Source organism: Solibacillus sp. FSL H8-0538 (assembly GCF_038003525.1).
GTDB lineage: Bacteria > Bacillota > Bacilli > Bacillales_A > Planococcaceae > JBBOPI01.
The window spans coordinates 3,002,283-3,017,149 of the sequence record NZ_JBBOPI010000001.1 but is presented as its reverse complement, the minus strand read 5'-3'; the positions used below and the strand labels follow the sequence as shown (position 1 = coordinate 3,017,149).

At 33.7% G+C, this 14,867-nt stretch carries 7 protein-coding genes and 1 pseudogene; 4 read left to right on the top strand and 4 right to left on the bottom strand.

What is annotated here, in order from left to right:
- Positions 1 to 7: 7 nt before the first annotated feature.
- The 3 genes and pseudogenes from MHH87_RS14385 to MHH87_RS14375 form a co-directional block, all read right to left on the bottom strand.
- A pseudogene (locus MHH87_RS14385) lies at positions 8 to 939 on the bottom strand (IS3 family transposase); the annotation flags it as partial.
- 144 nt (positions 940 to 1,083) lie between these two features.
- Positions 1,084 to 2,307 carry an IS110 family transposase gene (locus MHH87_RS14380; protein WP_340749942.1) on the bottom strand — a complete coding sequence of 408 codons (1,224 nt, stop codon included), beginning with the start codon at positions 2,305 to 2,307 and terminating at the stop codon, positions 1,084 to 1,086.
- Positions 2,308 to 2,583: 276 nt separating this feature from the next.
- Complete coding sequence (locus tag MHH87_RS14375; protein ID WP_340749941.1) at positions 2,584 to 2,778, bottom strand: transposase; 195 nt, start codon at positions 2,776 to 2,778, stop codon at positions 2,584 to 2,586.
- A 422-nt stretch (positions 2,779 to 3,200) separates the two neighbouring features.
- On the opposite strand from MHH87_RS14375, the gene MHH87_RS14370 reads away from it, so the two are divergent.
- Genes MHH87_RS14370 through MHH87_RS14355 form a run of 4 tightly spaced genes read left to right on the top strand, consistent with a single transcriptional unit; the run spans position 3,201 to position 12,906 of the window.
- Positions 3,201 to 4,712: a DUF7828 domain-containing protein gene (locus tag MHH87_RS14370; protein ID WP_340749940.1), complete on the top strand. Its 1,512-nt coding sequence runs from the start codon at positions 3,201 to 3,203 to the stop codon at positions 4,710 to 4,712.
- Between the two features lie 6 nt (positions 4,713 to 4,718).
- Positions 4,719 to 6,653 (top strand): hypothetical protein, encoded by a 1,935-nt coding sequence (locus MHH87_RS14365; RefSeq protein ID WP_340749939.1) that lies wholly within the window; start codon positions 4,719 to 4,721, stop codon positions 6,651 to 6,653.
- Positions 6,654 to 6,663: 10 nt separating this feature from the next.
- Positions 6,664 to 7,572, top strand: coding sequence for a hypothetical protein (locus MHH87_RS14360; protein WP_340749938.1), 909 nt, complete (start codon positions 6,664 to 6,666; stop codon positions 7,570 to 7,572).
- Positions 7,573 to 12,906 (top strand): DEAD/DEAH box helicase, encoded by a 5,334-nt coding sequence (locus tag MHH87_RS14355; protein ID WP_340749937.1) that lies wholly within the window; start codon positions 7,573 to 7,575, stop codon positions 12,904 to 12,906.
- 352 nt (positions 12,907 to 13,258) lie between these two features.
- On the opposite strand, the gene tnpC is transcribed toward MHH87_RS14355, so the two are convergent.
- A complete protein-coding gene (gene tnpC / locus MHH87_RS14350) occupies positions 13,259 to 14,809 on the bottom strand; it encodes an IS66 family transposase (RefSeq protein ID WP_340748686.1) in 1,551 nt (516 codons plus the stop codon).
- Positions 14,810 to 14,867: the final 58 nt, after the last annotated feature.

The following is a 14,867-nucleotide window of genomic DNA, read 5'->3' as shown; positions in this document are numbered from 1 at the left end:
TCCATGTTTACGCTGCGGCACGGCAGATTTTTTCAAATGCATCTGGCGATAAATAGCCGATGCTACCATGAATTCGCTTGCGGTTGTACCAGCCTTCAATGTAGCGGAATAAAGCCATGCGAGCTGCTTCAAAATTGGCGTAGCGTGTGCGGTAAACTTCTTCTTTTTTCAATGTCGCATGGAACGATTCGATGCACGCATTATCATACGGACAACCTTTGCGACTGTATGATGGCGTGATGCCATGCTGCTCGAGCTTTTTACGAAAATCTTCGCTTGTATATTGCGTCCCTAAATCGGTATGCAAAATTAAGCCTGATGCGGGTTGCTGGGCCATCACGGCGTTTTCGAGCGCGTCTAAAACAAGGTCTACCGTCATACGGCGACCAAATTTATAGCCGACAATCTTTTTTGTGTGTAAATCTTGTACCGACGCCAAATAGCACCAGCCATCTTGAACGGTGTGGATATACGTAATATCCGCTACCCATTTTTCGTTGATGGTTTCGGTTGTAAAGTCCTGTTCGATTACGTTTTCACGTTCTTCCACATGACCACTAGATGAGGTCGGTTTGTACTTTTTTACAATGTTCGAACGGATGCCTGCGTGTTTCATAATACGCTGAACGCGATCAATACTGCCGGTATAGCCTTCTTGATTTAAAATGGCGAAAATCTTTGGCGCACCGTACCGCCCACTACTGTCTGCGTGGATGGCACGAATGCGTACTAAAAGCTTCTCATTGGCGACATGATAGCTGTTTGGCTTCTTATGAAACGATTGATAATACGTACTTTTAGGTATCTTTATACGCGACACATCAGTTGAACAGGCTGATGCTCGCTTTCTTTTTCAATGTGATCGATGAGTTCTTGGTCTTCTATTTTTGCGCGAATATGGTCATAGCCTTTTTCCTTACGATTAGTCAACCTAATTATTAAAAATAGATTATGTTTTTATGTAAGTGAAGTGTGGAGGGATATCCCTCCACACTTCACTTACATTTTTTAGATACGCCAAAATGACCTAACGATTTTTATTTTTTTCGAAAGGCCAGTATGATATAGTTTAATTACATTTGATTACGATTTCTGAGCTGGTAGTGCGGACTCATAATCGTACAATATGCCTTGTGTTATTAACTGAAATGTCACTTTCAGAAACTTATTGATACAGGCGACAATCGCAACCTTATGGGGCTTCCTCTGAGGTTGCGTTTTTAATTTATAGTAATAATCCACAAAATGATTCGGTTTTCCTTTTGCCATAAGCATGGCGCATACCATGAAATATAAAATCTTCCGTAAATGTTTGTTTCCACGTTTATTAATGCGATCTCTGTACTGCGTATTGCCTGATTGGTATCGCATAATATCAATGCCTGCGTAAGCGTTCAGTTGTTTCGCATTTTGAAAGCGGTGGATGTCACCGATTTCGCCAATTAATCTGCACGCCGTTGAATCGCCAATGCCAGGAATCGATCGGAATACTATATATTCTTTTCGTCCTTGTGACAATTCCACCATTTGCTTTACAAGTGAATCCTTCTTTTCCAGTAATTCGGAAATGCGAGCAGCGTAATCTCGTACTTGGTCACATCGAATATCTGTCGGCTTAATAGCCGGGTAACTATTTTCAGCTGCTTCTAATAATGTAATTGCTTTTTTCTCCGCACGCGTTAGTGATAGGTTTTTTCGCGTATTGGCTTTTAACCGATTTTTAATGATTGTTTTCGAATGTGCCTGTAAAAGTGCTGGATGTGGGTACAGTTGTACTATATTTAAAAATAGTGCCGAACTAGGTGTAATAAGCGTTTCTAATTCTGGAAAACTCAGTTGTAGGATCGCATGCATTCTACTTTTGAGTAGAATGATTTCTTCGTCGATTTCATCATAATAACGAGTCAATGCGCGCATCTGTTCATAATATTCGTCTTGTATGTACGTTGTTTCGTGCTCCATTTTGAAGTGTGTTTTTGCGAGTTCATGGGCATCACTCATATCGGTTTTATGACGTCGCATCTTTGCCATTTGTAAATTCGCTTCAAGTGGATTCATGCGGTAGTATGTATAACCGTAATCTTTAAAAAACGCTTCTATAGGCTTTGAATAGACACCCGTTGCTTCAAAGACGATTTCTGGCGCTTGTCCATCAAGTAGTGTAATTTCTTCGATACGTTGGTGTAATCGTTCGAAATCAACACGCTTATGATAGAATTCACCTTCAAATTCACATTGTTTATACCCATTGTAAATTGCAATTGTACTTTTTCCTTTACTGACATCTAACGCAATGACATGTTTCATATAGTTTCTCCTTTTTAGCCAATCATAGAAGTCTTCACATAGCCTTATTGATTCCACTTTCTTATACACGATCTCTTTGGACCCAACATACTAAACTGATTCAAATAAGGGTGTGAAGTTAGCCGGTTTAAAATACGGACTCTCAGATGGTCCCAAAGGCTATTCGACTTTCCTTCACTTCTACTATAAAAAAATAGTAGCACAAACCATGGCCTTGGTTTGTACTACTAATGTTAGTATGTTTAGGATTTCTACCTCTTGTTTCAAGCGTAGATTTTACTTTTGGATCGCAGCGGCTTCCGCTGCCGTTAACTCATTTGTTCCTTCAATGGGAGAATGAAGTTTAATCCATTTATAAATCGTTACTTCTGATACACCATATTCGCTTGATAGTTGATTGACCGGCGTGCCAGAGCGATAAAGCTCCACCACGGTTTGTTTGAACTCTTGATTATACTTTTTTTGACTCATGTCGGACACGTCCTCTCGTTTAGGTTATTTTACTAACTTAGCGTAAGTGTGTCCATGCCTCTACATTACATCCAGTATGGATGTAATGTAGAGGGAATAAACATAATAAGTATAAATTGTATAGGTAATTGAAAAATGAATTAAATGCATAATAAACCCAGTATTGAAGATGCTGGATTTATTAGTTTATGAGGAAAATTTCCACGTTATTAATAATAGGTATATAAATTTAGTTTAAACCCAAAATTTAGAGTTTTTATGAGTCTTTTTTGTTAATATGAAACTAATAGTTATCGAATTAAATATATGTAATCCAGAACGAAGAGAGGGGGATATTTCAATATAGTAAAATATTACACTTTTCAAGATGATTCTAAAATATATATTCAATTAATATAGTGGCAGTGACATGAGGTGAAGAAATGCATTATGCATATAATAGTGAAAATAACTTAGTATCAGCAAATAAGGCTCTTAAATATGAAATTTATGAGTGTCCAGTATGTGGAGGAAAACTAAGTTTTCATCCAGGTAAAAAAAACAAGCCACATTTTAGACATAAAGATTATGTGGCAAAAGAAATTGAAAAGCTTTGTGAACTTTATGTACCTACACCGTCTTTATTTAATTATTTTGAAGAAGAGGATCTTGCAAATCAACGAATTCGCGTAGTAATTTGTCCAATTAATAATGGATATTCTTTTTCATTACGTTTTCCGTCTATAGAAGATAAATTTACACCTAGAGTTATTTTTGATGATATTTATTTTAATTATTACTGTGAAGAGGTGGATTCATTTATTTTGAATAATAAACGTTTATTACTTTCAATAGACGAATGTTTAGTAAATGTCCCATTAAAAGAAACCTATACTATTACTTGTGATAACCCTAAATTTGAAAAATTATTAGATTTAAATGCATCCGGAAAGTATGAGCTTTTCGAAAAGGGACCTTTACTATTTAAAAATATACAAGGTGAATATAGATCAGTCCATTATCGTCAACTTACACTAATGAGTCGTTTTTTTGTTATAACGAAATTAAAGTTAAAAAATATACCCCGAAGTATTGAAATCATTTCTATAAATGAAATAAATCAATTATATTTATATGATTTAGTTATGCCAGAGAATTTGGATGAAGAATTGGTCAATTGGTTTTATAAAGAGTTAAATTATACGTTGTTACCAGCCACTAGTATTTTAGATTTAATAACTCCTGTGAAATTTAAGAAGCTAGGAACAACCTATGATATTTTAGAGGACGAATGTCAATTTCTATATACAAGTAAAGAAAGTAGTATTAGCTTTTTAAATCCTGCTATATGTATTTTGTCACCTTTGGGGAAATTAAATAGGGTTCGTCCTAACGAAAAGGGGATTTTCTCATTAGTTTTGGATTTCCCAGGAGATTATAAGTTAATAGTTGAAGCAGGAACTTCAGAACTTTATACAGTTAGAAAGGTAGAGAATTTTATTAATAATCCTATAAATTCTAAGTATTTTAATGTTGATGATAAAAACGTTCTATTAGACTCCCAAATAATTTATAGAGATGAAATTAAAGTATCTACTAAACTCCCTTTCAATTTGCATAATGCAACTGAAATTTGTTATCGCTTTACTTCTGGTGGAACTCATACGATAGAAGCACCTGCAACTTTAACGTTACCGAGAATTGGTAAATGGGAGTTAAAAAAACAATCACAAGAAAATGCGAAATACATAATTGATTGGGATAATATTTTACATACATGTTTGAATGCAAAAAAATTTCCTAAAAGAATTTATGATAGACATATAATAGAGCAGTTAAAAAATCAACTTAAAAAAAGTGACTATAAGCATAGGGGATTTTTATTAAGTTTGATTCGAAAACAATATATTTATATTCCAGAGCCATTAATTAATGAATTAGAAAAGATGAGGTGAATTAAAATGATTGTATTAGTTAAACTATTTAACAAGGGATCATATAGAGAGGGTAATGAATATGGTGCAGCAAAGCCTTTTGCAATATATGAGGAAGGAAATTTCACCATTTTAAAATCAGAAGAGGATTATGTAGAGTATTTCCCTAATACTGGGAAAATATTTGTACCTTATAAGCATAATGTAGAACAAATTTTTGCATTGTATCAATTAAGTGAATCAAATACTTTTGAAAGTGATCGTATAACTTCAAATAAATATATTTTAAGTAAGGAAGAATTTAGTCATTCTTTTTATGAATTAATTGATCTATTTTATAGCGTTGAAAATGATTATGAAACAATTATAAGGCTTTTAAGGAAAGGTATAAGACTTGATTATTTACCTAAAAATGATGTGGTGTTTCGCACAAAAGATGGATACTTAATTGGCCCTGTAAAGCTAATTGAAAACGAATTTGGATATGGTTTGAAAAATATTGGGTTTGTTCCATATTACAAAGTGCAAATTAATGCTGTCACGATATTTGATGATTTTATTAGAAAAAATCGCTCATTTTTTGTATATGAATTTAATACAGAAATCGCTATAGGTAATTTTGATTTGGCAGATGATAAAACAATATTATCATTTGTACTGCAACACTTAAAAGCTAACACAGAGTTAGGAGAAATTTCTAGGAAATTAAAGCAAAATTTGAGTGCATGGTTAACTACACAAGTAATAGAAGAAAAGTATATCGTCGATCGTTTTAACCGGATAATAACACTAATTGATAATAAAACTTTAGATGATGGGTTCCAAAAGCATTACACTACTCAATTGTTGTCTTTAGAACTAACCCAAACAATTATAGAGCACAATACATCTCAGAAGTTCAAAGATGAATATAATAAATTTGCTAAGGAGAATAAGCTATTACTTGATGAAATAAAAAGTAATCATAGTTTACTTAGTCAGAAAGCTAGAGAATTAAATGAGACTGAAGAAAAGTTATCCAATACACAAAAACTGCTGAGTACAATTGAGCAAACATTTCACCAAAAAATTGAAAGGCTTCAAAATGACTATACTACAGTCTACGCTAATGAACTATTAAAGTCATCGATTGAATTTCAACCTAGAATTCAAAATTCGAGACAACAGTCCGAGTATGCTATGTATTTTGATTTTTCTTCGGAAAAAGGCTTTCAACATAATTCATTAGAAGACGTAATTGATATTTTGAAGTTGAATTTGAAGATATTTAATGCGAGGGATTCTAAGAAGGCATTATCTAGTACAATAATTTCTGCTATTATGCGAGAACTCCCCTTAATCATTACAGGTAAATATTCGTTGGAACTTGCAAACTGTTTATCAAAAACAATTTCTAGTGAAGAAGTACTAACAGTGATCCCTGAATTGGAATCTTTTGGAGTGAAGGCGTTAGAGTCTTTATTTTATCAATATACAGATGAGGAAAATGTTAAGTCATTAATCTTTCATAATATACATTTAACTACAGCACAATACTCTTTGCCTATGTATTTTAAGCAACTGAAATGGTCTAAAAATAACTTAACGCCAAATTTATGGATGTTAACATTAGATAAAGAAGATGATGCAAATGAGTTATTAAGTACATTAGGTGAAGTGCCCGTTATTAATTCAGAGCAATTTATTCAAAGTTCTATCCGAAAAAAGCAAGTTCAAGAATTAACTATGGGTCAATTAAATTTAAAAAATCTAGACTTATTTATTAAGTTTGAAGATATACGCGGTCTCGAAAAAGACTTTATAGAATGGTATTTAGCTAATAATGAGAAAATAGAAGACCTTGAATTAACAACAGATCTTGTTGAATGGCTATACTATTATACCAACATAATAGGTGTAGATGATGGATATATGGCTTTTTCTAAACTATTCAATAAGTATTTACCATCAGAAGGGCTCTAGAGGTGGTAGAATGCATAATCAATTGATTGTACAGAAAAAATTAAACTATTATATGACATACGTGAAAAATCTAATTCTTAGTTTTTCTGAAGAGGTACAAGTAGAAAAAATTCATTATAGAAGAATTACTCCTATAATAGACAGAATGTTTTCTAAAGAAAGTGAGGAATTTTTAAACTTTTTTAATGGGGAAGAAAACAAGTCATGGCAGCTCTTGCAATTAATGCATCAACAAGGAGAGATTTTAAAACAAGATAATGGATATTACTCTTTGCTACCAGCGAGAATAGTTCAATTTCCAAGTGAAGAAACAAGTGTATTAATAAGTGCTGATGAGTTTAAATCAAATGAATCGTATTATGGATTAACTCAGGTTTACTTAGCCAAACAATCAAATTACCCTGTGTTGCAAGTAGATGATTATGCGTATAGATCAGAAATTTCGGATGTTTTGCCTAGCTTTGAAAAAAAAATAATGCCTCTGAATTTAGAGATAGCCGAGTATATTTTATTCATTGGTGGAAGGCACTTTAAGACTACTATGGTTAGTAAGATTAAAGAAGGTGAATGGTTCATTGCAATTCACGAAACAGCTTTTAAACGTAGGGATATTTATATAGCGGTAAAAAGAGGAAAGATAATTTATGGTACGCATATTCCTAAATCAAATTATAGAAGAATTTTCTTTGCGCTTTTGGATGTTTATGGAATAGATAAATATTACATAGTTAAACCCTTAAAAAATAGATTGGTTGAAATTTCTTTTAATCGACAATTACCAATTGAAGAAATAAGCTTATTAAACTTAATCGCGTTACCTAATTGTTTGAGAAACCCTAAAAAATTTATTACTCATGAAGTGCAGTTGAACAATGTTCGAGTAGTCATTGAAAAATTAAATTTAAAGGAGAGAGTATAGGTGGAATATACAATAGATGAAGTAACAAAAAGATTACATAAAAAACTAAGTGAATATATTGAAACACAATATCCAATAAGTGAAATTAGTACTCAAAGAAAACGTACGGATTTATTAAAGCGCTCAGGGACGATTTCTACAGAGCCATTTATTGAAGCCACACCAATTTATGAAATTGGTGAGACTTATAACAAAATGGATATTCCTGAAACAGCCAAAAAGTTAATGACACATTTGGCAGGGCTAAAAAATTCTGTTGGTGTTTTTCAGCGTCCATACGTACACCAACAAAAAGCACTAGAATCATTTTTAACAGATAATATGGATTTAATTGTTTCTACAGGAACTGGTTCAGGTAAAACAGAATCATTTTTACATCCTATGCTTAACGTATTATATAGAGAAGCTGAAACTTCTCCTAAAACATTTAAAAAGAGAGCTGTTCGCGCGTTAGTACTGTATCCTATGAATGCTTTAGTAAATGATCAGATGACAAGGTTAAGAAGGCTATTTAATAGCGATGAATTAAAGAGTCTATTTAATGAAGTAGCAGATAGAAATATTCAATTTGGTATGTATACATCTCGAACGCCTTATGCTGGAGCACACTCCGATAAAAAAGATAAATATCATTTAAATGATATTTTAAACTATTATTTGGAGTTAGAGAAATCTAATCCTAAAGAAGTAGAGAAAATGAAGTTAAGAGGGAAATGGCCAGCAAAGGATCTCGAGGCATTTGTGAACTCTAAAGTAAAAGGAAAAGGGCCTTATAAAGGAAACCTGACAGATGCGGAACTATTAACAAGGCATGAAATGCAACAAACTCCGCCAGATATATTAGTAACCAATTATTCGATGCTAGAATATATGTTAATGAGGCCTATTGAACGTTCAATATGGGAAAATACAAAGAAATGGCTTCAAGAAGATGCAAATAATCAATTTGTCTTAATCTTAGATGAAGCTCATATGTATCGTGGAACAGGTGGTGCAGAAGTGGCATTACTAATTCGACGTTTACAAGGTCGTTTAGGAATTAATCGTGATCGAATTCGCTGTATTTTAACTTCGGCAAGTTTAGGTAAGCCAGGTGATGAAACTAAAGCCAAAGAATTTGCTTATCAATTGACTGGGAAGCCTATTTTGCGTGACTTTAAGCTAATTGAAGGTACTCAACAATCAAGAGTTGCACCAATGAAGGCATCTATTCAAGATGTAGACATACTAGCTAATATTAATTCAGAATCATTTATTGAGTATATAAAAAATTATAAAAAGACTAAATTAGATTTAGCTCACAGCTTTAAAGCGTTAGGTTGGTCAGAACCGCCTGCTGAGCTAAAAAACTTTCAAGAGTACCTTTACGATCATTTAGAAAACTACCCACCTTTAAGTTTAGTTTTTCAAAAAATCAGTGGTAATGGAACTAGATTAGAAGAATTAGCAAACTTCTTTTGTCCAGAAGCAGAGTTAGATAAAGCTAAAAAAGCGGTGAGTAATTTATTGTTATTAGCAAATGCAGCAAAAAAGGAGGACAAAATCTTACTTCCAGCACGTGTTCATATATTTTTTAGAGGTTTAGCAGGGGCTTATAGCTGTATTAACCCTTATTGTGATTCTAATCAAGAAGGGGATATATTAGGTGAGTTATATGATGATCGTAGGAGTGTATGTAAATGCGGTTCTAAAGTATACGAATTAATGACACATCGCTATTGTGGATCAGTTTATTTGAGAGGCTATATTTCAGAAGAACATACTGGAAAAACCTTTTTATGGAATGAGAGCGGAAGCGGCATTGTTGGTGACAAATTAACAGAAATTCATTTTTTAGTAGAGCAGCCTAGAGAAGAGGCGCTTAAAAATATTGAGGCCATGTGGTTACATGTGAAAACAGGTTTCTTAGTAGATAATATGCCAAATAGAGAAGAATTAGATGATTATTTAAAAGTATATAAATTTATTGGGAAATCAAAGCGCGGTAATAAAAAAAGCGATTATTCTAATGTCATCTCATTTGATAAATGTCCATGTTGTTTAAAGAACGCAAAATTTAATATAAGAGACTTACGAACAAAGGGAGAGCAACCCTTCGCCAACCTTATTCGTGAACAATTTATTATTCAACCGCCTTCAATGTCAATTGAAGATAATATAAATGAAGGACGTAAAGTATTAATTTTTTCAGATGGTCGTCAACGTGCAGCTCGTCTAGCTCGAGATATTCCAGAAGAAGTTGAAAAAGATGTAGTACGTCAATTATTAGTTAAAGCAGCATATCAATTGAATAATTTAGATATTGAGGGTGCAATTGGAGAAGAGTTATACCCAGCAATTTTACACTATATAAATGAAAATAATGTGCGCTTGTTAAATGAGCCGGATAGAAAAGATTTATTAATAGATGTAAAAGAATACGTTGAATTAATAGATGAAGAGTTTGGAACGAACGAATTCGAAGATATAGAGTTTGACGGTCGAGCGTTCAGAAACTTTAAAATTAATAATGAATTGAAAGTTAGATTAGTTCATGTACTTGCTTCTCCAGGTTATTCTTTATATGAAACAACAGTAGGTTTTGTTGTACCTATTATGGTGAAAACAATTCATCGTTCAGTAAAGGATATTATATCACTCGAAGATTTCAAAAAGATAATTATCTTGTTTATCCGAGAAATGCTAGAAGAAGTTGCAGTCGATAAAGATATTTCAAACGAAGATAGATGCGAAATATTTGGTTTTTATAGAAATGATGAGCAATGGGGTAGAACAAAAGGTTCTATATCTGACGAGTTAAAAAAAATTATTCAGATGTACGTTGGAAATGAAGACGAGCTGAATCAAGTGATTGAAGTCTTATTTAGTAAACGTTTATGTGAGCATGAACATGATAAGTACTATTTAAATTTAAATAGTTTAGCTATTCAAGATGGAATTAATCATACATGGTATCGTTGTTCTAAATGTAAACAAATCCATGCAGTTAATCCGAACAATACATGTCCAACTTGCCTTTCAAATGGATTAGATGTTTTATTACCAAAGAGCGAAATTTTAAGTGCTGAGAAAGGCTATTGGAGAACACCTATAAAAGATATTTTAGAGGGAGATAAAATTTCAAATATATCCGTAGAAGAACATACAGCTCAACTATCTCAAAAAGATCCGAGTGTTGCATTTGCTACGACAGAGAAATATGAAATGGCCTTCCAAGATATAATTTTAGACGAAAGTTTGGGGACTGTAGATATCTTGAGTTGTACTACAACGATGGAAGTCGGGATAGATATAGGGTCATTAACAGCCGTTGGACTTCGTAATATTCCACCACAAAGAGAAAATTATCAGCAAAGAGCGGGTCGAGCAGGTCGAAGAGGTTCTTCCTTATCGACGGTTATAACATATGCTCAAAATGGACCACACGATGCATATTATTTCCAAAATCCGCAGCATATTATTAGTGGTGATACAAGAGAGGCACTTATTTATATTGATAATAAAAAAATTATTACGAGACATTTAAATGCCTTTATGATTCAAACTTATTTTCATAAGTATGCTGAGGATGATGAACAAGCTTTAAGTAATATCATTGAATCTCTAGGACAGACTATAGATTTCTTTGGTTCAAATGCACCATTTGATTTAAATAGTTTCGAACAATGGCTAAACAAGCAAATTAATAAAAGGTTTAAAGAGTTTCCTGAAATTTATTCAATTGTTCCAGATGAAGCAGCATCAACTTTAGAGATTAAATGGGAAATAATAAAAAATGCAGCGGATTACTTAGGGGGGAACCTTCAGCAAGCCTATGAAGGGATAGAGTCGGAGTTAAATCAATATCATATGGAGACGGATGAAGAATATGATAAGGAAAAGCATCCTGATTCACAGTTTTTATCGTTTTTATTTAATTATGGATTTTTACCGACTTATGCGTTCCCACGTGACTTAACTAGCTTGTATATTCAAAAATGGAATCCATTTACTAGAAAAGTTGTAATTGAACAGCGACCACAACTGGATTTAAATCGCGCTTTAGGAGAATATGCTCCGGGAAGACAAGTAGTTGTTAACAAAAAGACATATAGAATTGGTGGAATTTATAATCCATTTGCCAAAAATCCTGAGCAGCCTTTAGCAGAAGTAAATCTGAGAACAAATAAGATGCTTTATTGTTTGAATTGTAATTATATTTCTAAGAAAGATGAGTTAAATAAAGTATGTAAGTGTCCAATTTGTAAACAAAAATTATCAGAAAAGCATTATATCCGTCCTCTAGGGTTTTCTCCAGAAAAGGGAAGAGAAGTTCAAAAAGGTGATAAAAAACAAAACTTTAGTTATGCTAGTACACCACAACTTATACCTAATAACGAGGAAGCTTTTGAATTCAAACCTATACAGGGTACTAAATTAATGCTATCTGCTCATGGTGCAGATCAAGAATTAGTAGTAACAAATAAAGGAATTGATGGGGAAAGCGGTTTTTCTATTTGTGAAGATTGTGGATTCATACAAGCCGTAACTAAAAAAAGTCAGTTTCAAGAGCAAACAAAACATGATAAGCCTTTTAAAGTGCAATCTAATAAGGATTCACGCTGCACAGGAAAGCTGATTAATGTGTTTTTAGGAAATGATTTTAAAACAGACTTGCTTTTAGTTCGAGTAATTTTAGATAAACATATTGATTTTGATTTTAATAAGAAGTGGGCAAAAGATGCATTTATTACATTGGGAGAAGCCTTTGTTTTAGCTACAAGTAGAGTTTTAGATATTGACCCTCAAGAGTTGACTGTAGGGCATCGAATAAAAATTCTAGATGATGGTAGCTACAATGTAGACCTTTATCTTTTTGATAATTTATCAGGAGGAGCTGGATATTCATATGTTGCTGGACAACGTATTGAAGAAATCAAAAACGAGGTATTTCATGTTTTGAAAAATTGTCCAAATGATTGTGATGGGTCTTGTTATAAATGCTTAAGAAATTATCAAAATCAAATGAAGCATGTTCAAATAGATAGAAGTTTAGGTTTGGAGTTATTTAATTATTTAACTTTAGGCGAAAGTAGTGAGTATGACTCAGAAAAGAAATATCAATATTTACTCCCTTTAATAAAAGCCTTTGAGTTACATCATGATAAGTCATTTGTTGAATGGTGTGAGCAAGAAGAGGTGATTAAATTAAGGAATGGTAAAAAAATAGGCTTGAAAAATAATATCGAAAAAAGAATTGATGAGGAATTTATTATGTATTTTTCACCATATGAGATTAAAAATGACTTGCCGAATGTCTATGAAAAGGCTTCTTTAGTATTAAGTTTTAATTAAGTATTTTATATAATTTTTCACTCTATATAATAGTGAGAAGTTATGCAGTGGCGGAATAATGAATAAACAAAAAATCGCTCCAAGAGATGTAATGACATTTCTTGGAGTTCTTTTATTTAGACGGTTGTATTTGGTAATCTAAAACTGAGCCACTAACGCAATTGAAATGTGAGCCACTTTATATCAAAATAATCCTAACTGTAAATAGTTGGGGGGATATAGAGGTGATTGGTTTGGAAAAGAAACAGCAAGTATTAATTGCATTTCATCGTAAGCCCGAAATATAAAAAAGCGCACCTTTTCGGTACGCACGACGAATGGCCATCTATCTGAAATTTTTTCGGATAGATGGCTATTTAGCACATGTGGCTTGGATATTTTTTGACCAAGGCATGTAGTTAATTAAAATTTGGGGTTGCTGATGGATCGGTAAATTCGGCAGCTCTGTCATTAACGTTACTAGGTATTGATAGAAGTCGATACCATTTGCTTTTGCTGTTTCAGCCAAACTTAAGCAGATCGCATTCGCTTTAGCACCAGCTTCACTAACAGAGAAAAGCCAGTTCTTTCGGCCGATCACATTAGGGCGAATCGCATTTTCAGCTGGATTATTATCGATTTCAATGCGACCATCGAGCAGAAAAGCTTTTAACCCATGTACACGATTTAATGTATATTCGGCAGCTTTTGCCAAGGCATTTTTTCCGAAGAAAGGGGATTCATCTACCCATTTTAGAAACTTTTCTACAATCGGTTTCGAATGTTTTTGCCGTGCTTTTCGTCGTTTACCTGGTGAAAGATGCTTAAATTGACGTTCTAAGTGATACAGTTGGTCACAGTAATCCACACCAATTTGACCGTTTCTGCTATCAGCTTTCAGCCAATAACGTCGTACATGCGCCCAACAGTTGGCGAACGTGACATCAGGTAGATTGCCGTATGCAGAATATCCATCACAAATCACGGTTCCTTTAAAGCCAGCTGTAAAGTTTTCTAATACAGAACGACTTCTCGATAAAGCACTTTGGAAAAGAACGATGATTGGTCCTTGGCTTGGCACGCTTCGGAACACCCAATTGTAGGCATTCGATTGACCTGATTTACCATCTGATCGTTTAATAATTTGCGCATACGTTTCGTCCACATGCAGAACAGATTTTGCTGTTAATGTCTGCTTCATCTGCTCATAAACCGGTAGAAGCCAATCTTCTGCTGCACGAATGACCCAATTCGATAAGTTTTTGTCATTGGTAAGCAGACCAAATCGGTCCCACTCCTTCACCTGGCGGTAAAGAGGTAAGTACTGGATGAACTTATCGTAGATGAGTTTTGCTAAAACAGTAGGTCCTGCAATGCTACGTTGAATGGCAGCTTGCGGTGCTTTTCCACGTTTCATCTGCGCTTTTTGAGTAGTATCTTTTTTACAATGCCTACACTCATAAGCGTGTTCAATATGTTGAACACGCTTCATTGTAGCCGGAATGAATTTTGCTTCCTCACGCGCAATGGTCGTACCAGCTTCGGTCATTTGACCAAGGCAACAGTCACATTGCGTGTTTTCAGGATGATGGTGAATTTCTTCTATTTCAATCCCGTCACGAAAAGAATCATTCCGTTTTTTCTTATGTAATTTACGGACAACGGTATACGTAATCATTGCCGTGCTTTGTTCTTCTGTCTGCTCAGAATCGCTAAAAGACGGATCGTCTTCGAATAAAGAACCTTGTCCGTCTGGTGCTTTATACTTTGATTTTTCCGATTTTGAACCGTATAAAGCCTTGGTTAATTGGCGAACTTGTTCAGTCAACGCTTCGATTTGTCGATTTGACTGAGCTAATTGTTGCTCAAGCATTCGAATTAATCGTTCATTTTGATTTTCTTGCTTAGGAGAAACGTTCGTCAAATCATTCACCACATTTCCGTTCAGTATAAGTTATGGATGATTATACCACCTTAATAGG